The sequence below is a fragment of the Variovorax sp. SG517 genome, from assembly GCF_013376045.1.
Taxonomy (GTDB): Bacteria; Pseudomonadota; Gammaproteobacteria; order Burkholderiales; family Burkholderiaceae_C; genus Variovorax.
The window spans coordinates 525,420-547,294 of the sequence record NZ_JABMJG010000002.1 but is presented as its reverse complement, the minus strand read 5'-3'; the positions used below and the strand labels follow the sequence as shown (position 1 = coordinate 547,294).

The following is a 21,875-nucleotide window of genomic DNA, read 5'->3' as shown; positions in this document are numbered from 1 at the left end:
GAAGGCCTCGGGGAGCCCGGGGCAGTACGATTGCCGACCAGCCAAATCTAACAAGAGCAAACCGCCTTGCACATGAAAGAAACCCTTGCCGCTGTCGCGCCGGGCACACCGGCCGCCACGCGGCTCACGCCGAAGATGGCCAGCGTGGTCGAACGCATGGCCCGCGCGGGCCACCCGCCGCTGGACAAGCAGACGCCCGACGAGGCCAAAGCCTCCTACGAAAAGGGCGCCGGCGTGCTCGAAGTGCAGAAGCCCGAGCTGTCGCGCGTCGAAGACTTCACCATCGCGACGCGCGACGGCCATGCGCTCCCCGCTCGCCTCTACGCGCCTTCGTCGGCGGTGTTGCCGGTGCTGATCTATTTCCACGGTGGCGGCTTCACCGTCGGCAACATCCGCACGCACGACACGCTGTGCCGCGTGCTGAGCAAGAAGAGCGGCTGCGCCGTGATCTCCGTGGATTACCGGCTGGCCCCTGCGCACAAGTTCCCGACCGCATCGAACGACGCATGGGACGCCTTCCAGTTCATCGCGAAGGAGGGCGCGAGCCTGGGCCTCGCCCCCTCGAGGCTGGCGGTGGGCGGCGACAGCGCGGGCGGCACGCTCGCGGCCGTGTGCGCCATCCTCGCGCGCGACGCGGGCCTGCCGCTTTCGCTGCAGATGCTGATCTACCCCGGCACCACCGCGCACCAGGACACGGCCTCCCACCTGCGGCACATCGACGGCCCGCTGCTGACCAAGGCCATGATCGATTTCTTCTTCGCGCAGTACGTCAACACCCCGGCCGACCGCGACGACTGGCGCTTCGCGCCGCTGCTGGCCGACGACGTCGACGGCGTGGCTCCGGCGTGGATCGGGTTGGCCGAATGCGACCCGGTGGTCGACGAAGGCATCGCCTACGCCGACAAGCTGCGCGCGGCGGGCGTGCCGGTCGACCTGGAGATCTACCGCGGCGTGATCCACGAATTCATCAAGATGGGCCGGGCGATTCCCGAGGCGCTGCAGGCGCAGGACGATGCGGCCCGGGCTCTGCGGGAGGCCTTGCAGCCTTGAGCGCCGTCGCACATGCCTACCGGTACGCGCACGCATCCGCCACCTTGGCGGAGCCGTCGGGCCCGCGGCTGAGCCTTGCGACTTCCAGTCCGCAGGCCGACGGCGGCGCGGCGCATCCGCATTTCTTCGAAGGCCGGCTGCTCCAGCCCCGGCTGTGCGCGGAGCTGCTGAGTGCCGTGCACCTGGTGGTCGGCTCGCGCTTCTTCACGCCCGCCAACAGTGTCGCGCGCGCCATCGCGCTGGCCGACCCGGTGGTCACGGCCGGCGGCGAACTGCTGCGCTTCGAAGGCTTTTCCTCATGTTGCAGCTGCTACGTGCGCGTGGACCTGCTGCCCGACTCCTACGACGGGGAGGTGGTCGGCAAGGGCACGACCAACGTCGATTTCAACGCCCCGATGCGCGCCGCGCTGGCCCGGCTGCGTGACGCGGACGGGCTTGCGCTCTCGGTCGGGCGCGATGCGCTGACGCTGCAGTCGGGCAACAGCGAGGTGGTCGAGCGCAAGGTGGCGCTTCCGCTTCGCTGGCTGCGCGGCATGGTCGAGGTGCAGTCGTACCTGGCCGGCATGGGGCGGCGCTTCGAACTCAAGGGCCTGGAGGCGTTGCGCTTTCTCCGCACGCTGCCCAAGGCTTCGACCAGCCGCACGCCGCTGTGGGTGGTGCCGTCGCCCAAAGGCCCCTTCACCACCACCCGCCCGCATCCGCAAGGTGTGCGGGTGACCGACACGAGCCGCCTGCGGGTGCTCGAAGCGCTGCTGCCCAAGGCGCGCAGCCTGGCCGTGCATGCCGACGAAGGGCAGCAGGCCAGCGCATGGGTGCTGGATTTTCCGGGCGCGCGGCTCACGCTGGCACTGAGCGCCGAGCCTTGGCGCGGCTTCTCGGGCGAGGGGCAGGCGTTGCGCGCGCTGATGCGCATGGACGACGAACGCGCCGTGTCGCAGGTGAAGGCGCAGCTGAACTGGCAGGCGCTGATCGACGCACCGGCGCTGGCGTGCACGCTGGGCATCGCCGAAGCGAGCGTGGAAGACAGCCTGCGCATCCTCGGCGCCTCGGGCCTGGTGGGCTTCGACGTGGTCGAACGGCGCTACTTTCATCGCGTACTGCCTTTCGACCTGTCTTCGGTCGAGGACATGCACCCGCGCCTTGCCGATGCGCGCGAGCTCATGGCGCGCGGCGCCGTCACCATCGCCAACACCAGCCCGGTCGAGGCGCAGGTGAGCAGCTCGGGTACGGCGTACAGCGTTCGCGAAATCGATGGGGAGCTGCGCTGCACATGTCCCTGGTATGCCAAGCACCAGGGCGAGCGCGGCCCCTGCAAGCATGTACTGGCGGTGGAGGCTGCAGCCTTCGCGGTGGAAGGCGGAAAGTGACAAATGCGAAGGAATTGCCGGCATTTGTGCCGGCCGACGCACTGGAACAGGCGGTGTACCGGGGTAACGTCGAGGCGACGCTCCAGAGCCTGGAAGCCATGCCTGCCGCCGGCCGCCAGGCCTGTGGCCCGTCGCTCACGAAGCTGGGCCAGATCATGCGGTCGACCCACTGGCAGGGCAGCCCGTACGCACGCCAGTGGGGCGGAGAGGCCCAGGCATCGCAGTACGAGGCGCTGCAGGCCGCAGTGGCCGTTTGCATGGAGCCTGGGGCCTTTCTCGATCATGCGAGCCTGCGGGTATCGCTCGACCGGGAAAGCCTCGCCGGGCTCCTCGAACGCTTCGGCATCGACGCTGCCGGCTGGCGGGCCGCGTTGCAGCAGGCCGCCAAGGCCAGGCTGGAAGCCTTCGCGCAGCACATATTGCCGGTTCAGAACCTGGTCGCCGCGGGGCTGATCGACCGGCCGCAAGGCGACGAATACGCCATCGGCCTCATGGCCCTGCCGCGTGCGCTTTCCCGCCTGGTGACCATGGACCAGCACTTCGAACGCGACCCCAGCCTGTACCAGGCCTTGCTGCGCCTGTTCGATGTGGAGGGAACCGGCGAGCACAACCTGTCCGCGGTCGACAAGTACAACCACTCGCCGAAGAACTCCTGGTCGTACATCTTCATGGACGGCATCGCGCGAGGCGAATTCACCCGTGCGCAGCTGCTCGACAAGACGCTTGGCACGCTGGAGAAAGACTGGCCCCAGTTCCGCGCGGGCTGGTTCTCGCGCTTTCACGAGACGCTGGCTCCGGACGCCGGCGAGATGGCACCCTTTGCAGCGCGCTACCTCGGCTTGTGCGAGAGCCGCATTCCGCCGACCGTCGCGCTGGCACTCGGCGCGCTGAAAACGCTGCAGGCGGCGGGTCATGTCGATGGAGCGTCGGTGCTGGGCGGGCTGCGCCCGGTGTTTCATGCCAGTGCCAAGTCGCAGGTCGATGCCGCGTTGAAGCTGGCGGAAGCCGCCGTCAAGCGCGAACCCTCGCTGGCGCACGAAGCCTCGGCGGTGGCGCTGTGCGGACTCGTGCACGAGGCGGCCGACCTGCAGAAGAAGATCATTGAGCGGCTCAAGAGCTGGGGCATGGACGCCGCGGCGCGAGGCGAGCTGGCCGCGTATGTCGACGGCGTGGCGGCGATCAACCGACCGGCGCTTGTGGCGCTGCTCGGGGATGTGCCTGCCGCTGAGCCGCTTGCGTCGGCGGCGCCCGGCCTGTTGCCGGACGCAGACGCTCGTGACGGCCCGATGGATCCGCTCGACGCCAGCCGCGCGCTCGTGCCGATCGCCGATGCCTCCGAGCTGGTCGAGCAGATCGCCTTCGTGCTTGAGAACGACAACGACACCGACGAACTGGAGCGCGTCGTGGAAGCGCTGGTGCGCATGGCGCCGCTGCCCGAAGCGCTGGTGAAGCAATGTGCACCCGTGGTCAAGCGAGCGCGCAAGCTCCACGGCAAGGAAGTGCCGAGCCGGCTTGCGCGGCTGCTGGTCTTCGTCACGACCGGGGAGCGCTTGCCCGACCTGCGCGACAGCCCTCATCGGCAGGGCTTGCAAAAACCGCAGGCTGACGAGTTCCTGGCGCTGCGCGTGGACGACCTGATCAATCAGGCGGCGCGCGGCTGGGGCCTCGCGCCCTTGTCGGCGGCCACGCATTCACGAGGCCTCATCGATGCGGCGATGTTCATCGAGCGCATCGCGGCATATCAGGCGCGGGGCGCGGAACCGGGCCTCGGAGAGCAGGTGAGGGGGCTGCTGCGGCTGGCGCCGGCGCATGGGCAGGGCGCGGCAGCCTTGCTGGAGCAGGCGCGCCGGCTGGCCGATGTCCCGCTGGTGCGGGCGTTGCGCCACGCGCTCGGCGACGATGGCATCGCCATTCCAGCCAAGGCCGACCAGGCTCAGGAAGCCCTGTTCGCTGCCGCAGCACGCATCCGGTGCCCGGGCGCGGACGATCCGCGCGTGAAGGATGCGCTGGGCGACATCGGCCCCGACGGCGCGACGGTCGCCCGCTATACGTGGTCGGTGAGCTCCCGGAGTTCCACCTACGACGGCAGGACCTACGTCCATCACGACTTCCTGCTGAAGTCCGCGACAGTGCATCCTGACACGCCGCATGCGCTCACGGCCGTGCGCCGCGCCGGCCTGGAGGGTACATACGACGAAGCCCTGCTGCGCTACGCCGCCACGGTGCTCCCGTCGTCTCTGGAGAGTTTCTTCGCGGCCGGATGCCGCGAGATCGGCAACAACCTCGACTGGTGGGAAGCGCAGTGGCAGAACCGCGCCTACCTCGCGCCGCTGCTCGATCCCACGGTGCCCATCACCGCATCGCAGCCGATGGCAGTGCTGCTGCTGGCGCTGGCGCTCGCAGGAAAGGAGCCCGGGCAGACGGCGCTTGCGGTCGATGCGCTCGTGCACGCCTTCATGGAAGGTCGGCTCGACGTGCAGGCACTGGCCGCGCAGATGCGGGCGCTGCTGGCGTCCTCGCTCGCGATGGCCAAGCGGTATAGCAAGAGCCTGCAGGCAGCGATGCGCGCCGATGCCCGGCTGGCCGCGCCGGTCTTCGAGCTTCTTTGCGAAATGCTGGCGGCCGATGTCGAAAACCCGCCGAAGGACCTTGCGGCGCTGATGGAGCTACTGCTCGAGATCGCACTGAACTCGCAGCGTGTGCTGCCCGCGGCTACGCTGGGACTGCTGAAAGAGCTGAAGCTCGGCGGCAAGGGCCGTGCGGTACAAAAGAACCTGCTTGCCCTGCACCACGTCTCGGCGCACTGAGCCCGGGCGCTTCAGACCGGCATCCATTTCCATACTTTGATCCCACCAACCAACTATTCCGGAGACATGAATGCAACGTAGCGATTTCCGCTTCTTCCACCGCCTGCGCGTGCGCTGGGCCGAAGTCGACATGCAGAAGATCGTCTTCAACGCCCACTACCTGATGTACTTCGACACGGCCATCGCCGACTACTGGCGTGCGCTGGCGCTGCCGTACGAAGAATCGATGCATGCGATGGGCGGCGACCTTTACGTGCGCAAGGCGACAGTCGATTTCCGCGCCTCTGCGCGAATCGACGACGTGCTCGACGTGGGCATGCGCTGCGCGCGCATCGGCAATTCGTCGATCGTGTTCGAGGGCGGGCTGTTCCGGCAGGACCAGTTCCTTGTCGGCTGCGAGCTGGTCTATGTGTTCGCCGATCCGGCGACGCAGACCTCGAAGCCGGTGCCGCCGGCGCTGCGCGAGGTGCTGCTGGGCTACGAGGCCGGTGAGTCAATGCGCACCATCGAGACGGGCGACTGGGCCACGCTGGGTGAAGGTGCCGGTGCGCTGCGGCGAGCCGTGTTCATCGAGGAACAGAACATTCCCGAATCGCTGGAGTGGGACGAGCAGGACGCCGTGGTGCTGCACGCGGTGGCGCGCAACCGGCTCGGCCAGGTCATCGCCACGGCCCGGCTGCTGCCGGCCGAGAACGGCATTTCGCACATCGGCCGCGTGGCGGTGCATCGCAACCTGCGCAGCGGCGGCCATGGCGCCGCGGTGATGCAGGTGCTGGAAGACGCCGCCCGGGAGCGCGGCGACAGCGTGGTCGCGCTGAACGCGCAACGCGGTGCCGAGCGCTTCTACACGCGGCTGGGCTACGTGCCGCACGGAGAGGGCTTCGAGGAGGCCGGCATCCCGCACATCGAGATGCGCCGATCTCTTCTTTCTTCTTCCGCTCAGTAGCGGCTCGGCGGATCGGGGACGTAGCCCGGATCCGAGCCCGGGAACGGCGACGGCCCCGCCGGGCGCGGCCAGCGTGGAGCGGGCGGCACCGGGATCACGCCGGCGGCGATGAGGTTCTCGCGGCTGTCGTAGCGGATGCGGATGACTTCGTCGGGCGACGACTGCGCGCGCTCGAAGGTGGTCTTGCCGACGTACGAGGTCTCGCGACGTCCGTGCGCCGTGCCCAGGCTCGGGCTGGGCGCCGATTGCCGGGCCAGGCTGCCTGAAGACTCGGCGGCCGCTGCGGGCGCTGCGCTGTCGGCTGCACCGGCCTTCGCCCGCGCGTCGCCCTGGTACGACGACGATTCGCTGCGGCGCTCGCGTTCGGAGCCATATCCGCCGTAGTCGTCACGGCGCGGGAAAGGAGTGACGGGCGGAGGTGGCGGCTCGGGCATGCGCTCACGGAACATCGCGACGCCGATCACGCCCACGTCGTCGGGCCGACCGGTGCGGCTGGCGTAGGAGTTGCCGGCCGCGGCGAACTCGAAGGCCGCGATCTGCGAATCGCTCTTGCGCCAGCCGGTGATGTCGCTGCGCTCGCGGGCGCTGAACACGTAGCCGTTCTGCAGCACACCCGCGGTTTCGCCGGTGACCACGTTGACGCCGTCGACGGACATCACCGCCATGATGCGTTCGCCCATCGCGTTGCGCGCCCGGATGGCATAGCGCGCGCCGGGGCGGCCGGCCACCCAGTATTCGCCGCGATGGCGGTAGATCGGCAGCTCGGCGCCGGTGCCGCGGTCGACCACGCTGATCTGCATCAGCGAGCCGATGCGGCTGGACGGCGTGGAGGGAACATAAGGCCGTTCCGAGGTCTGCGCGCAGGCCGGGAGCGAGGCCATGGCGGTCATGGCTGTCGCGGCCAAGGCGGTGGAAAAGAATCTGCGCTTCATGGTGTGTCTTCCTTGCCGGAGTTGATCGGTGCAGGCTTCTACGGAGCAGCACCGCCGGCAGGGTTAAACGACGCGCAAAAAAATGGCGCTATCTCCTGGATAGCGCCAAACGCTCCTTTTCTCCAGGGGCGTTGGGGGTTGGGTGGCTCAGATGTCTTCGAGCAAAGGGTAGGGCAGCGGCTCGACCGTAAGCGCCGGCCCATCGGCCGCGCCCGCGCGCAGGCCGCCGGCCTCGAGCGCGGCGATCTGCATCGAGATCAGGGCGGACCAGCCGCCGCCGGGCGCCGGCGCGGCCTGAGCCACGGTGCCCACGGGCTGCTCGGCATCGCCGGCGGCAAAGACTTCCTGGCCGACGGAAACCGGCGCGTCGGCCTGCACGAGGTAGGTACGGCGCTTCAGCGTGCCGCGGAACTGGCTGCGCGCGACCACTTCCTGGCCGGGGTAGCAGCCCTTCTTGAAGTTCACGCCGCCCACGGATTCGTAGTTGATCATCTGCGGCACGAAGGCCTCGATGACGGGCGTGGTCAGGGTCACGATGCCGCTGCGGACCTCGCTCCACTGCCAGAGGTTGTCGTCGAGCGTGGGGCCGGCGGGGGCGGCATGGCCGGCCGGCGCAATCCACAGGGCGCGCGGCACGCCGTCCGCAGGGTAGAGCGACACGGCGCTGACATCGTCGCCGACGGCGGTGCGCTTGCCGGGCGGGGCGGCGGCGTCGAGGCCGTTGGCGGTCAGGGCGGTGCCGGCGAGGCCGTAGAGCGCGTATTGCCCCGTGGCATCGCTCAGCTTGGCCTTGGCGCGAAGCACATACATCGACAGGCGCTTGAGCGTGGCGGCCAGGATGTCGCGGCTGCACACCAGCAGGATCAGATCGGGTTGCGGCTTGATGCCGATGAAACTTGCGATCACACGGCCCTTGGCGGTGCACAGCGCGGCCAGCCGGGCGTCGGAGGCGCCGAGCAGGGAGAAATCCTGTGTGAGCTGGCCGTGGAGGAAACTGGCGGCGTCGGGACCTTCGGCCCGGATCACGCCGAGATGGGAGAGGGCGGTCACCCCATTGAGAACGACAGTGGTCATCGCTGAATTATCATGGCCGTGCCTGTTCCTTCGAGGCGGCAGGGGTTCCAGCCCTTCGGTTCGCAAGGGCACCGTTTTTTGATTGCCTCCGGCTTTTTCCCCGTCATCCCCACATCGGACTCGTGCGCAGTTTCTTCCTCACGCTCTTCCTGCTCGCCGCCCTGGCCGCGCTCGCGCTCGGCGGCGCCGGCCTCTGGTGGGTGCACCAGCCGCTCAAGCTGCCTGCGCCCAGCGTCGACCTGTCTGTCGAACCCGGCACCACGCCGCGCGGCATCGCCCAGGCGGTGGCCGACACGGGCGTCGACGTGCAGCCGCAGCTGCTCTACCTGTGGTTCCGCATCTCCGGACAAGACCGCCAGATGCGCGCCGGCAGCTACGAGCTGGAACGCGGCGTCACGCCCAAGCTGCTGCTCAACATCCTGGTGCGCGGCGAGGAAGCCACGCGCAGCGTGGTGCTGGTGGAAGGCTGGAACATCCGCCAGGTGCGCGCCGCGCTCGCCAAGGCCGACCAGCTCAAGCCCGAGAGCGTGGGCATGACCGACGACGCGCTCATGGCCAAGCTGGGCAAGCCGGGCGTGCACCCGGAAGGGCGCTTCTTCCCGGACACGTACACCTATTCGAAGGGCTCGACCGATATCGCCCTGCTGCAGCGCGCGATGCGGGCCATGGACAAGAAGCTCGAAGCCGCCTGGGCCGCTCGCGCCTCCGACTTGCCCCTGAAATCGGCCGATGAGGCGCTGATTCTGGCCAGCATTGTCGAAAAGGAGACAGGCAAGGCCAACGACCGGGCAGAAATCGCGGCCGTGTTCACCAATCGCCTGCGCATCGGCATGCCGCTTCAGACCGACCCGACCGTCATCTACGGCATGGGCACGGCCTTCGACGGCAACCTGCGCAAGAAAGACCTGCAGGCCGACACGCCCTGGAACACCTACACGCGCGGCGGCCTGCCGCCCACGCCGATTTCCATGCCGGGCAAGGCAGCGCTGCTGGCCGCGGTGCAGCCGGCGCAAAGCAAATCGCTGTATTTCGTGTCGCGTGGCGACGGCACGAGCCAGTTCAGCAGCTCGCTCGACGACCACAACCGCGCGGTCAACCGATATCAGCGCGGTGGCGGCGACTCCAATAAACAGAAGGCGACGACCCAATGAGTGACAACGGCCTGTTCCTGACGCTCGAAGGCATCGACGGGGCCGGCAAGTCCAGCCACCTCGACGCGCTGGAGGCGCTGTTCAAGGCCCAGGGCCGCACGGTGGTGCGCACGCGCGAGCCAGGCGGCACGCCGCTGGCCGAAACGCTGCGGGGGCTGATCCTCAAAAAGCCGATGGACCCGCTGACCGAATCGCTGCTGGTGTTCGCGGCGCGGCGCGATCACATCGTGCAGGTCATCGAGCCGGCACTGGCGCGGGGCGACGTGGTGCTTTGCGACCGGTTCACCGATGCAACCTTCGCCTACCAGGGCGCGGGACGGGGTTTCGACAACACCGTCCTGTCCACGCTGGAGCAATGGGTCCAGGCGCAGGCCGGCAGCGCGAAGCTGCTGCAGCCGCAGGTCACGCTGTGGTTCGACCTGGCCCCCGAGATCGCTGCCCAGCGGCTGGCCGGCGCCCGCGTGCCCGACAAGTTCGAGGCCCAGCCGGTCGAGTTCTTCCGCCGCGTGGCACAGGGTTATGCGGACCGCGCGAGCGCCGATGCCCGGCGCTTCGTGCGCATCGATGCCAGCCAGACGCGCGAACAGGTCTGGCAGCAGATCGAATCCGAGCTGGCGGCGCGCGGCGTGCTGGCCGGCGGAGGCGACCGATGAGTGCCGAGGCGCTGTCCCCCTGGCTGCGCAAGCCGCTGACCGAGTTGCTTCGCCAGCGCGGCCATGCCTGGCTCTTGCAGGGCCCCTCCGGCATCGGCCAGTACGAATTGGCGCTGGCCCTGGCCTCCGCCTGGCTGTGCGAACAGCCGACGCAGGAAGGCGTCGCCTGCGGCCATTGCCCGAGCTGCCACGCCATCGAGGTGCGCACGCATGCGGACCTTTGCGTGCTGATGCCCGAGATCGCCATGCACGAGCTGAACTGGCCGCTCGACGAGAAGGCCCAGGCCGAGATCGACGACAAGAAGCGCAAGCCCAGCCGCGAGATCCGCGTGGAGGCGATGCGCGACGCGGTCGGCTTCGCGCAGCGCACCAGCGCGCGCGGGCGCGGCAAGGTGGTGCTGGTGTATCCGGCCGAGCGCATGAACACGATCACCGCCAACGCGCTGCTGAAGACGCTGGAGGAGCCGGTCGGCGACGTGCGCTTCGTGCTCGCCAGCGAGGCCGCCTGGCAGCTGCTGCCGACCATCCGCAGCCGCTGCCTGGGCTTCACGCTGCCCTGGCCGGAGCCTGCAGAGGCCGAGGCCTGGCTTGCCGCGCAGGACATTCCTGTCGCCGATGCCGGCGCGCTGTTGCGTGCCGCCGGCGGCCGGCCTACCGATGCCCTGAAGCTTGCGCGCTCGGGGCAGTCGCCCAAGGCCTGGGCGCTCCTGCCCAAGGCCATGGCCCGCGGCGAGGTCGGGGCGCTGGCCGATCACGCGCCCGCGCAGGCCGTCGGCGCCCTGCAGAAGCTTTGCCACGATCTGATGGCCGTCGGCAACGGCGCCGCGCCCCGTTTCTTCGATGCCGTCGACCTGCCGGCGGCTCCGTCCCGGCTGGCGCTCGCGCGCTGGTCGAAGTCGCTCGCAAGTGCCGCAAGAACCGCGGAACACCCGTTCAATGCGGGCCTCATGCTCGAAGCGCTTGTGAGCGAAGCGCGAACCACCCTAAACTCTGCCGCTCGTCGCCCATGAACCAACCTGCCGCCCCAGCTGCGCCCGCAGCAGCCTCCACACCCGCCCGGCCGAGTGTCATCCAGCTCGCGATCAAGGAAAAGGGCGCGCTGTACGCGGCCTACATCCCGCTGTTTGCCGAGGGCGGCATCTTCATTCCCACCTCCCGCGAATACCGCCTTGGCGACGACGTCTACGTGCTGCTGACGCTGCCTGAAGACCCGCAGCGCTACCCAGTGGCCGGCAAGGTGGCCTGGATCACGCCGCCGCGCGCCGCCGGCAACCGGGCTCCGGGCGTGGGCATCCGTTTTCCTTCCGACGAGAAGTCGCGTCAGCTGAAGGCGCGCATCGAGGCGGCGCTCGGCGGCTCGATGGCCTCCGACCGCCCCACGCAAACCATCTGAGTTTCCCGCCGTCCCGGTGACGCGGAACTCGTTCGACGGCGCCGACCTCCCATACAGGCCCCCGACAACCGGGCGAGGGCCAGACCAGGGCGGGCGCCGCGTTCACCCTCATTTCCGATGTTCACAGACTCCCACTGCCACCTCACTTTTCCCGAATTCGCGGGCCAGATGCCGCAGATTCGCGCCGCCATGGCCGCGGCGCAGGTCGACCGGGCGCTTTGCATCTGCACCAAGCTCGAGGAATTCGACGAAGTGCAGGCCCTTGCCGCCAGCTACGACAACTTCTGGGCCAGCGTGGGCGTGCACCCCGACAACGAGGACATCGCCGAGCCTTCGGTCGAAGACCTGGTGAGCCTCTCGCAGCGGCCGCGCGTAGTCGCCATCGGCGAGACCGGCCTCGACTACTACCAGATGGAAGAGCGCAAGGGCGGCCGCAGCATCTCCGACCTGGAATGGCAGCGCGACCGGTTCCGCGTGCACATCCGCGCCGCTCGCCAGACCGGCAAGCCGCTGATCATCCACACCCGCGAGGCCTCGGCGGACACGCTGGCGATCCTGAAGGAGGAGGGCGAAGACGCCTCGCCCGGCGCGGCCGGCGGTGTTTTCCACTGCTTCACCGAGACCGCCGAGGTGGCGCGCGCGGCGCTCGACCTGGGTTTCTACATCTCGTTCTCCGGCATCCTGACCTTCAAGAAAGCTCAGGATCTGCGCGACGTGGCCGCCTTCGTGCCGCTGGACCGCATGCTGATCGAGACCGACAGCCCGTACCTCGCGCCGGTGCCGTACCGCGGCAAGACCAACAATCCGTCGTACGTGCCCTACGTGGCGCAGCAGATCGCCGAGCTCAGGAAGATGCCCGTGGAGGCCGTCGCCAAGGCCACGAGCGACAACTTCGAGGCATTGTTCAGGGAAGTCAAATCATGAAAAACTACTTCAAGAAATCGATCTATCTCATTGTCATTGCTGCATCTTTTGCAGTGCATGCCGGTTCGTTCGAAGACTTCTTCCGGGCCGTGCGCGGCGACAACGCCAGCGGCGTGCGCAACCTGATCCAGCGCGGTTTCGACCCCAACACGCGCGACGAACATGGCCAGACGGGCCTGCTGATCGCGCTGCGGGAGCCGTCGCCCAAGGTGATCAAGGTCCTGATCGAGGCGCCGCAGACCGACGTGGACATCGCCAGCCCGAAGGACGAAACCCCGCTGATGCTGGCCGCCATCAAGGGGCAGCAGGACGTGGTCGACCAGTTGCTCAAGCGCGACGCTGCCGTCAACAAGACCGGCTGGACGCCGCTGCACTACGCCGCCACCAGCGGGCAGATCGCGATCATGAAGGTACTGCTGGAGAACTTCGCCTTCATCGACGCGCAGTCGCCCAACGGCACCACGCCGCTGATGATGGCGGCCATGTATGGCTCCAACGATGCAGTGAAACTGCTGCTGGACGAGGGTGCCGACACCACCATGAAGAACCAGCTGGGCATGACCGCCGTCGACTTCGCGAACAAGGCGAACCGTTCCGAAGCCGCTTCGATGATCGCCGCGGCCGCCAACGCGAAGGCCAGCGCGGCCAAGGCGGTTCCGAAGGACGGCAAGTGGTAGGACGCTGAGGGAGCCAGCCTCTCAGCGCGGCTGCTGCTGCGTCGTGCAGTGGATGCCGCCGCCGCCCGCGGCGATGGCGTCGATGTCGAGCTGAACCACCTCGCGGCGCGGGTACAGCTCGCGCAGCAGCGAACGGGCATTGCCGTCCGCGCGCGCATCGCCGAACTGCGGCGCGATCACCGCGCCGTTGCAGACGTAGAAATTGATGTAGCCCGCAGCGAACTCGGGCGTCTCGAGCTTCCTGCGCACCGATTCCGGCCCCTTGAGCACTTCCAAGCGCAGCCGCTGGCCGCGTGCATCGGTGGCCTGCTTCAGGATTTCCAGGTGCCGCCGGGTGACGGCACGGTCGTAGGAATCGGGGTCTTCATCCAGGCCAGCCACGACGACGCCCGGCGAGGCAAAGCGCGCGTAGAAGTCGGTGTGACCGTCCGTGATGTCGCGCCCTGCGATGCCCGGCAGCCAGATGATCTTGCGCAGGCCCAGCAACCGCTTCAACTCGACTTCGGCGTCGGCCTTGCTGACGCCCGGATTGCGGTTGGCATTGAGCACGCAGCTCTCGGTGATGATGGCCGTGCCTTCGCCGTCGACCTCGATGCCGCCGCCCTCCAGGACGAGCCTGGTACGCAGCCGCTGCACGCCCGCCGCGCCGGTCACGTATCCGGCGACTTCGGCGTCGTGTTCATGCGCCTGCTTGCGGCCCCAGCCGTTGAAGTTGAAGTCCACCCCGGCCCACTGGCCCGAGGCGCCGTTGCGCACGAAGACAGGGCCGGTGTCGCGCATCCAGAGATCGTCGACCGGCTGCACTTCGAGCTGAACCCCGTTGCCGCAAAGGCGGGCCGCGAGGTCGTGGTCTTCCTCGTTCACCAGCATGCGCACGGGCTCGAAGGCCGCGATGGTCCGGGCGACGTTGGCCAGGTGCTCGCGCACCGGCTTCAGCAGGCGCCGGCCCCAGACGTCCTCGTTGGGGCCGAAGGACATCCATGTGGCCCGGTGCGGATCGCCCTCGTCGGGCATGAGCCAGGACTCGGGCGCCGCCGCCATCGACGGCACTGCCAGTCCCAGCGGCGCAAGGCTCAGGCCGCCCAGCAGGCGGCGGCGGGTCAGGGGAGGGGGCATGCGCATGTCGGTGTCCTGCTAGACGGGTTCCTGCTGCGTCGTGCAGTGGATGCCGCCCCCGCCCGCGGCGATGGCGTCGATGTTCAACTGCACGATCTGGTGGCTGGGCAACTGGGCCGCCAGCGCATTGCGGGCCGCCTGGTCGGCGACAGCATCGCCGAATTCGGGCAGGAAAAGGGCCTTGTCGGTGATGAGGAAATTCACGTAGCCGGCGGCGAAGTCCTTGCGGGCGAATTCGGGCCGCACCTTGCCTGGCGTTTCCAGCACGACGATCTGCAAGGCGCGGCCGCGCGCGTCGGTGGCCGTGCGCAGCAGCTCCAGGTGGCGCCGTGTCACGGCGTGGTCGAAGGAGCTCTCTTCTTTTTCCAGCGCCGCGACGATCACGCCCGGCTTGATGAAGCGGGCGTAGAAGTCGGTGTGGCCGTCCGTGATGTCACGGTTGGCGATGCCCGGCAGCCAGATGATCTTTTCCAGGCCCAGCAGTCGCTTGAGTTCGACTTCGGCGTCGGCCTTGCTGACGCCCGGGTTGCGGTTGGCATTGAGCACGCAGCTCTCGGTGATGATGGCCGTGCCTTCGCCGTCGACCTCGATGCCGCCGCCTTCCATGACCAGCTTGCTGCGCAGCAGCGGGACACCGGACAGTTCGGCCATGCGCGCGGCCACCGTGGCGTCGCGGGCGTGCGGCTGCTTGTTGCCCCAGCCGTTGAAATTGAAGCTCACCGCGGCGCGCTCGCCGCGGGCGTTGCGAACGAAGACGCAGCCGGTGTCGCGCATCCAGAGATCGTCTATCTCATGCTGGATCAGCTGCACGTTGGAGCCGCAGAGTTGCCGGGCCGTAGCGAAGTCGTCCGCGCCCACGAGCATCTTGACCGGTTCGTAGACGCTGATCGCGTTGGCGATTCGGGCCAGGGCCTGCTGCACCGGCTGGCGCATGGGTGCGGTCCACACGGATTCACGAGCCGCAAAGGCCATCCAGACGGCGCGGTGCGCAGCGCTTTCGTCGGGCATGCGCCAGGCGTCGGCGGGCTGCGGGGAGGGCGAAGGGGCGTTCGGGGAGGGAGCGGAAGGAGTGGGAGGAGTGGAAGAAGGCGCCGGCATCGGAAAAAGGGGCTGAGAGCCAGCACCGCCACTACCGCCACCGCCACATGCGGCAAGGACTCCGCTCATGAATCCGAGGCTGCCAAGGCCCATCAGGGCACGTCTGGTCGTCATTGAAAAAATTGAGGGTAACTACTGAGGCATCGGATTCTGTCGACCTTCACTCATTTGAAAAACTGATCTTTTCTGGACTGATTGGCCAATCCAGCTCATGAATTGGACGTCAGCTCTTGGCGTAAGCCAGGAGGCTGTCGAATACCTGCCGAACGAGCGGCAGGCGCGGCTCGCCCTCGGTGCGCGAGATCCAGAGCGTGCCGAGCGGCAGGCTCGGGTATGTGGCGAGGTGTCGCAGTTGGCCGCTGCGCAAGGCTTCGTCGGCCAGCAGGCGCGACAACAGCGCTACGCCATGGCCGCGCAAGGCCGCATCGAGCAAGAGGCGCGGATCGTCGTAGATCGCGAGCTTGCGCAAGTTGCCGAAATGTTCGCGGATGAAGGGGCCGATGCGGTCGCTGGTGAGGTCGGTTTCCAGGCACAGCAATCCTGAGGGCTGGCCCTCGGAGGTTGCGTGTTCGACCGCCACGAGTTCGTCGTCGAGCAGTGGGACTTCGAGCACGCCGCGCTGCCTGAGCGGTTCGCGCGTGATGGCGATGTCGACATCCATTTCGTCGATGTAGCGTGCGGTCTCGTCGATGGAGATGATCGGACAGAGGCCCGGGTGCTCCCGCAGAAGCCTGTCGACGCGCGGCTGCAGCCAGCCCTTGACGACAGGCGCCGGACAGACCAGCGTGACGAGGCTGTCGTCCATGTAGGTTTCGATGCGGCTCAGGCCGCTGCGGATCTGGTCGAGCGACTTGCCCACGCTGTCGAGCAGCAGTCGCCCGGACACGGTCAGCTCGACGCCGCGACCTTTGCGCCGGAACAGCGGCTGGCCGACTTGCTCCTCGAGCTGCGCGATCTGATGGCTCACGGCGGACTGGGAGATGCAGAGTTCTTCCGCGGCGCGCGAGTAGCTTCCCAGGCGGGCGGCAGCTTCGAAGCCGATCAGGAATCTGAAGGAAGGCAGTCTGGCGTTCGACATGGTGCGGGGGCTTCTTGTGGTGATTCGATGCTAATGCTCGGTGGATGAGCTCTTGCTCGTAGACATTCATCATCCACACAATGTGCATTATGTTAAATAAAAGAAGGGCTCGAATCACCGGCTGTGTACCGGCAGCCCCCGCTGCCGGCTGCCAGCATCAGGGCCGGCATATGAGTCCCAAGTCCGGAACGTCCCGCCCTCCGCTCAGAAAGCCGGGATCACCGCACCCTTGTACTTGTCCTGGATGAACTTGCGGACCTCCGCCGTGTGCAGCGCGGCCACGAGTTTCGCGACGGCCGGCGAGCTCGCGTTGTCCTTTCGCGAGGCGATGAAGTTGGCATACGGCGACTTCTGGCCGCTTTCGATGAAGAGCGCGTCCTTGCCCGGATCGAGCTTCGCCTCCAGGGCGTAGTTGGTGTTGATCAGCGCCAGGTCCACGTCGGGCAGCGCGCGTGGCAGCTGGGCGGATTCGAGCTCGCGGATCACCAGCTTCTTCGGGTTGGAGACGATGTCGCGTGCGGTCGACTTGATGTTGGACGGGTCCTTCAGCTTGATCAGCCCTTCCCGCGCCAGCAGCGACAGCGCCCGGCCCGAGTTGGACGGGTCGCTCGGAATCGCGACCACGGCGCCCTCGCGCAGCTCCGAAGCCTTGCGGATCTTCTGCGAGTACGCACCGAAGGGTTCGATGTGCACGTCGCTGTTGGGCACTTCCACGATGTCGGTCTTGCGGTCCTTGTTGAAGGACTCGAGGTACGGCCGGTTCTGGAAGAAATTGGCGTCCAGCTGCTTGTCGCTCACCGCCAGGTTCGGCTGCACGTAGTCGTTGAACACGCGGACCTGCAGGTCGACGCCCTGCGCCTTGAGCTGCGGCCGGATGAATTCGAGGATCTCGGCGTGCGGCACCGGCGAGGCTGCCACGCGCAGCACCTCCTGTGCATGCGCGGCGGCACCCAGGCCTGCGACGGCGGCAAGCGTCATCACGGAGAAAGCGCGTCGGAATGAAAACAACATGGTTCTGGTTCCCTCGGGAAATATGAAATGGGTTTTGTCGATGGCCTTCTTCGAACGAGAAGGCCGGGGCGCCGCAGGTTAGCCGCGCAGCCCTTCCGCCCAAACAACGGATGGGCGCTTCCATATCTGTTTTTTGCATGCGCGGTGTCGCAAGGCCGGCCCGGCGCTTCTTATGCATGCACCGGCTAAGCAATCCCAAAAGCCTTCTTTGGCGAGCCTGCCCGCCACGCGTAGCCTGCGCCGTTCCTTCCTTTCCCACCGAGGACTCCGCAGATGAACGATCGTTTGAACCGCGTGCACGCATCGCGCTCCGCCGCCGTGAAGGCCGGCCTCGACCATCCCGTGATCGACACGGATGTCCACGTCAACGACTACGCGCCCGTGCTCGAGGACTACGTGGCGCAGTACGGCGGCAACAAGCTGGTCGATGCGCTGCGCAAGGCGCTGGGCGGGCGCTTCGTCACGCGCAACGGCGGCGGCAAGGACTGGTACCAGCAGACGCCCGAGGAGCGCCAGTTCCATCGCACGCTGCGCGCGCCCTGGTGGGCCCGCGTCACGCGCAACACCTATGACCTCGCCACCTACACCCTGCCCGCGCTGCTCTACGAGCGCCTGAGCGAGCAGGGCTCGGACTATTCGATCCTCTTCCCCAACGACGTGCTCTCCCCTGCCGCGGCCGGCAGCGAATACCGCCAGCCGCTGCACCGCGCCATCAACCACTTCCATGCCGACCAGTACCGGCCCTATGCCGACCGCCTTACCCCGGTGGCGGGCATTCCGCTGCACACGCCGCAGGAAGGCATCGAGGAACTGGAGTTCGCGGTCAAGACGCTCGGGCTGAAGGTGATCAACATCGCCGGCGGCGTGCGTCGTCCGATCCGCGCCATCGCCGAGAAGTACCCGCCCGCCGAGCACCCCGAGATCGCCAAGCAGGTGGGCTACATCGACTTCTACGGCATCGACAGTGAGCACGACTACGACCCCTTCTGGGCCAAGGTGGTGGAGCTCGGCGTGCCCGTCACCACGCACTACGGCAGCCAGGGCTGGACGGGGCGGCAGTCGATCAGCAATTACATGAACAACCACATCGGCCATTTCGCCGATGGCTCGCAGGCCTTCGCCAAGGCGCTGTTCTTCGGCGGCGTGACGCGGCGCTTTCCGGGCTTGCGCGTGGGCCTGCTCGAAGGCGGTGCCGACTGGGGCGCACACGTCTACACCCACCTCGTGGACCGATGGGAGAAGCGCAACAGGCACGCGGTGCGCAACTACGACCCGGCCGAGGCCGACGTGGAGCTGCTCGCCTCGCTGTTCGAGCGCTACGGCGCCGACTTCCTCAAGGACCGCACGCTCGACAAGTCGAAGCTGCTGCGCGACAGCCTCGGCATCTCCGCGCTGCCGCACAGCCGCGAGCCGAACGAATCGGAGATCGACGATTTCGCGCTCGCCGGCATCGAGAAGGTCGAGGACATCCGCGACCGCTGGGTCGACAACTTCTACTTCGGCTCCGAGGCGGACGACCGCACCGTGGCCGCGGCCTTCAACGACCGCGTGAACCCGCTGGGCACCAAGATCAACGCGATCTGGTCGTCCGACGTCGGCCACTGGGACGTGCCCGAGTTCACCGAGCCGCTGGCCGAGACCTGGGACCTCGTGCAGCAGGGCGTGATCTCCGCCGCCGACTTCAGGGCCTTCGTCTTCGAGAACCCGCATCGCTTCTACACGGAAGCCAATCCGCGCTTCTTCGAAGACACCGAGGTCGGCCGCAAGCTCGGCCTGAAAGGCAGCAAATGAGCCGGCTGCATCCATTCCTCGCCGGCCTGCGCCGCTGGGCCGCCCTGCCCCTCGCCCTGGCGCTCACGGCGGCTGCCGTCTCGTCCGCGCAGGCGGCGCCCGACACCATCCGCATCGGCGTGGCCACGGCCGGCGGCGGCGACCCGGTCACCTGGGGCGGATCGCCGGGCGGCGTCGCGCGCGTCAACAACTGGCTGGAAGAAGAGTTCAAGGCATCGGGCGTCAAGGTCGAGTGGCTGTTCTTCAAGGGCGCGGGCCCGGCAGTGAACGAGGCCCTCTCCAACAAGCAGATCGACTTCGCCTACCAGGGCGACCTGCCGCAGATCGTGGGCCGCTCCAACGGCCTGAAGACCAAGCTGCTGCTGGTGAGCGGCGCACGCAACAACCTCTACCTGGTGGCGCCGCCGAAATCGGACATCAAGTCGATCAAGGACCTGAAGGACCGCACCGTCTCGATCTTCCGCGGCACCAATGGCCATCTCGTCGCCATCAACGTGCTCGCGGCCAGCGGATTGACGGAGCGGGACGTCAAGGGCGTCAACCTCGACGTGGGCAGCGCGCAGGCAGCGCTGGTGTCGAACGGCGTCGACGCGGCTTTCGGCGGCTACGAATGGTTCAAGGTGCGCGACGAGGGCCTGGCCAAGGTGGTGTATTCCACCCAGGGGCAAGACCCGGCCTTCACGCGCCAGGCCTCGCTTCTCGTGCGCTCCGAGTTCGAGCAGGCCAACCCCGCCGAGGTGCAGCGCGTGGTCGACGTGTTCGTGCGCGCGGCGCGCTGGTCGTCCGATGAGAAGAACCGCGACGAGCTGTTCCGCATCTGGGCGCGCAGCGGCACGCCGGTCGCGTCCTGGGCGGCGGAGTTCGACCAGCAGCAGCTCGCCCCGCGCAACTCGCCGCTGGTCGACGACTTCATCATCGGGCGCTACAAGGCCGTGGTCGCCGACGCGCTCAAGCTCAAGCTGATCCGCCGCGAGGTGTCGATCGACGACTGGTTCGACACGCGCTACCTCAAGAACGCGTTGAAGAAGCAAGGGCTGGAGAACTACTGGACGGCCTACGACGCCAAGGGCAATCCCAAGGCCGGGGCTGCTGCATCGGTCGCGGCTCGATGAGCGCCGAAGCCGAACTGTCGGCCGTCCTGCAGCCTCGCGACGACGCATCCGCGTCCGGCAGGGCGCGAATTCCTGTGCCGACGCTGCCCTGGCGCCGCATCGCTCGCATCGGAGAAAGCGCCCTGCCCTGGCTCCTGCCCGTCGCGCTGCTCGCGCTCTGGTACGCGGGCGCCGAGCAGGGCTGGATCTCGCCGCAGGTGCTGCCGCCGCCGCAGTTCGTCTGGGAAACCCTGCGCGACCTGGCCACCAGCGGTGACCTCTGGCTGCACGTCAGCACGAGCTTCGCGCGCGTGGGCATCGGCTTCATCGTCGGCACGCTGCTCGGCTTCGTGCTCGGCACCGCCATGGGCCTGTCGCGCAGCGTCGAGGCCTATGTGCTGCCCAGCTTCAATGCGCTGGTGCAGATCCCGGTGCTGGCCTGGCTGCCCTTCGTGCTGCTGATCGTGGGCATCGGCGAGCCGCTGAAGTACATCCTGATCGCCAAGGCGGCGCTGGTGCCGGTGGCGCTGAACACGCTGCAGGGCTTCCGCCAGACGCCCGCCGCGCTGCGCGAGGTGGGCGAGGTCTACGGCTACAGCAGGCGCCAGCAGGTGCTCGAGATCGTGCTGCCGCACGCCGTGCCCACGCTCTTCACCGGCGTGCGGCTGGGCTTCACCAAGGCCTGGCTCTCGCTGGTGGTCGTGGAGCTCGTGGCTTCCAGCGAAGGGCTGGGCTATCTCATCGTCTATGGGCGCCAGCTGTTCCAGCTCGACCTGGTGATGGCTGCCGTGATCGTGGTGGGCGCCATCGGCTATGCCATCGACCGCCTGCTCGACCGGCTCGAAGCCGCCGTGCGCAGGCGCCAGCCCGGCGGAGCCTCGCGATGAGCAGCTCCACGCAGGATGCGGCCGAGCTGGCCGTGGTGCAGCCGCTGCGGCCCAAGCAGCGCGGCCGGTGGCGCGGCTTCGTGCTGCCGGTGGCGGCGGTTGCGTTGTGGTGGTTGCTGTCGTCGCTCGACGTCGTCAATTCCGCGCTGCTGGTCTCCCCGGCCAAGGTGTTCGGCACCGCGGTCGACCAGGTCGCGAGCGGGCGCCTCTGGCGCGCATTGAGCGCCAGCCTGGCGCGCGAGGCCACGGGCTTCCTGATCGGCACCGCCTCGGGCCTGGTGCTGGGCGCGCTGCTGGGACTATCGCCGCTTTTCAACCGCATCGTCGGACCGAGCTTCAACACCTTCAAGCAGATCTCGCTGTTTGCCTGGATCCCGCTGATCTCGGTGTGGTTCGGGCTGGGCGACGTGGCCAAGGTCGTGTTCCTCTCGCTGGCCGCGCTGGTGCCCGTGGTCGTCAACACCTGCGACGGCATCCGCACCACGCCGGCACCCTTGCTCGAAGTGGCGCGCGTCTACGGCTTCACGCGCTGGCAGACCGTCACGCAGGTGGTGCTGCCGGCCGCCCTGCCCTCGATCTTCACGGGCGTGTACCTGGCGCTGATCTATTCCTGGCTCGCGACCATCGGCGCCGAATACCTGCTGGTGGCCGGCCGCGGCATCGGCAACACGCTGATCGAGGGCAGCGAGCATTTCCAGATGGACCTGGTGATCTTCGGCATGTTCGTGATCGGCCTGGTCGGCTGGCTCATGAACGCCTCGGCACGCGCGCTGGAGCGCAAGCTGGCGCGCTGGACCGGCCGCAGCAACTGAAACCGCACAACGCAAGC

General features: G+C 67.9%; 20 protein-coding genes. 14 read left to right on the top strand and 6 right to left on the bottom strand.

Features of this window, described 5'->3' with window-relative positions:
- The first annotated feature begins 72 nt into the window (after positions 1-72).
- The 4 genes from FHT32_RS08060 (at position 73) to FHT32_RS08045 (ending at position 6,170) form a co-directional block, all read left to right on the top strand.
- Positions 73-1,050, top strand: coding sequence for an alpha/beta hydrolase (locus FHT32_RS08060; RefSeq protein WP_176664110.1), 978 nt, complete (start codon positions 73-75; stop codon positions 1,048-1,050).
- Positions 1,047-2,417, top strand: a complete 1,371-nt coding sequence (locus tag FHT32_RS08055) for an SWIM zinc finger family protein (protein WP_176664109.1) — start codon at positions 1,047-1,049, stop codon at positions 2,415-2,417. The genes FHT32_RS08060 and FHT32_RS08055 overlap by 4 nt, the downstream gene beginning before the upstream one ends.
- A gap of 14 nt (positions 2,418-2,431) precedes the next feature.
- Positions 2,432-5,224, top strand: coding sequence for a DUF6493 family protein (locus FHT32_RS08050; protein ID WP_176664108.1), 2,793 nt, complete (start codon positions 2,432-2,434; stop codon positions 5,222-5,224).
- A 70-nt stretch (positions 5,225-5,294) separates the two neighbouring features.
- Entirely contained in the window at positions 5,295-6,170 is an 876-nt protein-coding gene (locus FHT32_RS08045) for a YbgC/FadM family acyl-CoA thioesterase (RefSeq protein WP_176664107.1), read from the top strand.
- Here FHT32_RS08045 and FHT32_RS08040 read toward each other — a convergent pair.
- Complete coding sequence (locus FHT32_RS08040) at positions 6,164-7,102, bottom strand: hypothetical protein (RefSeq protein WP_176664106.1); 939 nt, start codon at positions 7,100-7,102, stop codon at positions 6,164-6,166. The genes FHT32_RS08045 and FHT32_RS08040 overlap by 7 nt on opposite strands.
- Before the next feature lie 147 nt (positions 7,103-7,249).
- Positions 7,250-8,176 carry a folate-binding protein YgfZ gene (locus FHT32_RS08035; RefSeq protein WP_176664105.1) on the bottom strand — a complete coding sequence of 309 codons (927 nt, stop codon included), beginning with the start codon at positions 8,174-8,176 and terminating at the stop codon, positions 7,250-7,252.
- A gap of 122 nt (positions 8,177-8,298) precedes the next feature.
- Here FHT32_RS08035 and mltG point away from each other — a divergent pair, with 122 nt between their 5' ends.
- From mltG to FHT32_RS08005, 6 genes are all read left to right on the top strand, one after another.
- The gene (gene mltG / locus FHT32_RS08030) at positions 8,299-9,327 is read left to right on the top strand and encodes an endolytic transglycosylase MltG (RefSeq protein ID WP_176664104.1); all 1,029 of its coding nucleotides are present in this window, start codon (positions 8,299-8,301) and stop codon (positions 9,325-9,327) included.
- Positions 9,324-9,980, top strand: a complete 657-nt coding sequence (tmk, locus tag FHT32_RS08025) for a dTMP kinase (protein WP_176664103.1) — start codon at positions 9,324-9,326, stop codon at positions 9,978-9,980. Before mltG ends, tmk begins: the two co-directional genes overlap by 4 nt.
- Entirely contained in the window at positions 9,977-10,990 is a 1,014-nt protein-coding gene (locus FHT32_RS08020; RefSeq protein ID WP_176664102.1) for a DNA polymerase III subunit delta', read from the top strand. Before tmk ends, FHT32_RS08020 begins: the two co-directional genes overlap by 4 nt.
- Entirely contained in the window at positions 10,987-11,373 is a 387-nt protein-coding gene (locus tag FHT32_RS08015) for a PilZ domain-containing protein (protein ID WP_176664101.1), read from the top strand. The genes FHT32_RS08020 and FHT32_RS08015 overlap by 4 nt, the downstream gene beginning before the upstream one ends.
- A gap of 117 nt (positions 11,374-11,490) precedes the next feature.
- On the top strand, positions 11,491-12,297 hold the full coding sequence (locus FHT32_RS08010; protein ID WP_176664100.1) for a TatD family hydrolase: 807 nt from the start codon (positions 11,491-11,493) through the stop codon (positions 12,295-12,297).
- Positions 12,294-12,974 carry an ankyrin repeat domain-containing protein gene (locus tag FHT32_RS08005; RefSeq protein WP_176664099.1) on the top strand — a complete coding sequence of 227 codons (681 nt, stop codon included), beginning with the start codon at positions 12,294-12,296 and terminating at the stop codon, positions 12,972-12,974. The genes FHT32_RS08010 and FHT32_RS08005 overlap by 4 nt, the downstream gene beginning before the upstream one ends.
- Positions 12,975-12,995: 21 nt before the next feature.
- On the opposite strand, the gene FHT32_RS08000 is transcribed toward FHT32_RS08005, so the two are convergent.
- From FHT32_RS08000 to FHT32_RS07985, 4 genes are all read right to left on the bottom strand, one after another.
- Positions 12,996-14,090 (bottom strand): agmatine/peptidylarginine deiminase, encoded by a 1,095-nt coding sequence (locus tag FHT32_RS08000; RefSeq protein ID WP_371132157.1) that lies wholly within the window; start codon positions 14,088-14,090, stop codon positions 12,996-12,998.
- Positions 14,091-14,108: 18 nt separating this feature from the next.
- Complete coding sequence (locus tag FHT32_RS07995) at positions 14,109-15,098, bottom strand: agmatine/peptidylarginine deiminase (protein WP_176664098.1); 990 nt, start codon at positions 15,096-15,098, stop codon at positions 14,109-14,111.
- A 313-nt stretch (positions 15,099-15,411) separates the two neighbouring features.
- Positions 15,412-16,266, bottom strand: coding sequence for a LysR family transcriptional regulator (locus FHT32_RS07990; RefSeq protein ID WP_176664097.1), 855 nt, complete (start codon positions 16,264-16,266; stop codon positions 15,412-15,414).
- A 204-nt stretch (positions 16,267-16,470) separates the two neighbouring features.
- A complete protein-coding gene (locus tag FHT32_RS07985; protein ID WP_371132147.1) occupies positions 16,471-17,277 on the bottom strand; it encodes a MetQ/NlpA family ABC transporter substrate-binding protein in 807 nt (268 codons plus the stop codon).
- A 273-nt stretch (positions 17,278-17,550) separates the two neighbouring features.
- On the opposite strand from FHT32_RS07985, the gene FHT32_RS07980 reads away from it, so the two are divergent.
- Genes FHT32_RS07980 through FHT32_RS07965 form a run of 4 tightly spaced genes read left to right on the top strand, consistent with a single transcriptional unit; the run spans position 17,551 to position 21,858 of the window.
- Positions 17,551-19,068, top strand: a complete 1,518-nt coding sequence (locus FHT32_RS07980) for an amidohydrolase family protein (RefSeq protein ID WP_176664096.1) — start codon at positions 17,551-17,553, stop codon at positions 19,066-19,068.
- On the top strand, positions 19,065-20,180 hold the full coding sequence (locus FHT32_RS07975; protein WP_176664095.1) for an ABC transporter substrate-binding protein: 1,116 nt from the start codon (positions 19,065-19,067) through the stop codon (positions 20,178-20,180). Before FHT32_RS07980 ends, FHT32_RS07975 begins: the two co-directional genes overlap by 4 nt.
- Positions 20,177-21,046, top strand: coding sequence for an ABC transporter permease (locus FHT32_RS07970; protein ID WP_176664094.1), 870 nt, complete (start codon positions 20,177-20,179; stop codon positions 21,044-21,046). Before FHT32_RS07975 ends, FHT32_RS07970 begins: the two co-directional genes overlap by 4 nt.
- Positions 21,043-21,858 carry an ABC transporter permease gene (locus FHT32_RS07965; protein ID WP_176664093.1) on the top strand — a complete coding sequence of 272 codons (816 nt, stop codon included), beginning with the start codon at positions 21,043-21,045 and terminating at the stop codon, positions 21,856-21,858. The genes FHT32_RS07970 and FHT32_RS07965 overlap by 4 nt, the downstream gene beginning before the upstream one ends.
- Positions 21,859-21,875 lie beyond the last annotated feature (17 nt).

Excerpts from the sequence above, each read along its gene's own strand:
- FHT32_RS08060 (WP_176664110.1), top strand. The coding sequence starts at position 73 with ATGAAAGAAACCCTTGCCGCTGTCGCGCCGGGCACACCGGCCGCCACG.
- FHT32_RS08045 (WP_176664107.1), top strand. The coding sequence starts at position 5,295 with ATGCAACGTAGCGATTTCCGCTTCTTCCACCGCCTGCGCGTGCGCTGG.
- FHT32_RS08040 (WP_176664106.1), bottom strand. The coding sequence starts at position 7,102 with ATGAAGCGCAGATTCTTTTCCACCGCCTTGGCCGCGACAGCCATGACC.
- FHT32_RS08035 (WP_176664105.1), bottom strand. The coding sequence starts at position 8,176 with ATGACCACTGTCGTTCTCAATGGGGTGACCGCCCTCTCCCATCTCGGC.
- tmk (WP_176664103.1), top strand. The coding sequence starts at position 9,324 with ATGAGTGACAACGGCCTGTTCCTGACGCTCGAAGGCATCGACGGGGCC.
- FHT32_RS08020 (WP_176664102.1), top strand. The coding sequence starts at position 9,977 with ATGAGTGCCGAGGCGCTGTCCCCCTGGCTGCGCAAGCCGCTGACCGAG.
- FHT32_RS08015 (WP_176664101.1), top strand. The coding sequence starts at position 10,987 with ATGAACCAACCTGCCGCCCCAGCTGCGCCCGCAGCAGCCTCCACACCC.
- FHT32_RS08010 (WP_176664100.1), top strand. The coding sequence starts at position 11,491 with ATGTTCACAGACTCCCACTGCCACCTCACTTTTCCCGAATTCGCGGGC.
- FHT32_RS08005 (WP_176664099.1), top strand. The coding sequence starts at position 12,294 with ATGAAAAACTACTTCAAGAAATCGATCTATCTCATTGTCATTGCTGCA.
- FHT32_RS08000 (WP_371132157.1), bottom strand. The coding sequence starts at position 14,090 with ATGCCCCCTCCCCTGACCCGCCGCCGCCTGCTGGGCGGCCTGAGCCTT.
- FHT32_RS07995 (WP_176664098.1), bottom strand. The coding sequence starts at position 15,098 with ATGCCCGACGAAAGCGCTGCGCACCGCGCCGTCTGGATGGCCTTTGCG.
- FHT32_RS07990 (WP_176664097.1), bottom strand. The coding sequence starts at position 16,266 with ATGTCGAACGCCAGACTGCCTTCCTTCAGATTCCTGATCGGCTTCGAA.
- FHT32_RS07985 (WP_371132147.1), bottom strand. The coding sequence starts at position 17,277 with ATGTTGTTTTCATTCCGACGCGCTTTCTCCGTGATGACGCTTGCCGCC.
- FHT32_RS07980 (WP_176664096.1), top strand. The coding sequence starts at position 17,551 with ATGAACGATCGTTTGAACCGCGTGCACGCATCGCGCTCCGCCGCCGTG.
- FHT32_RS07975 (WP_176664095.1), top strand. The coding sequence starts at position 19,065 with ATGAGCCGGCTGCATCCATTCCTCGCCGGCCTGCGCCGCTGGGCCGCC.
- FHT32_RS07970 (WP_176664094.1), top strand. The coding sequence starts at position 20,177 with ATGAGCGCCGAAGCCGAACTGTCGGCCGTCCTGCAGCCTCGCGACGAC.
- FHT32_RS07965 (WP_176664093.1), top strand. The coding sequence starts at position 21,043 with ATGAGCAGCTCCACGCAGGATGCGGCCGAGCTGGCCGTGGTGCAGCCG.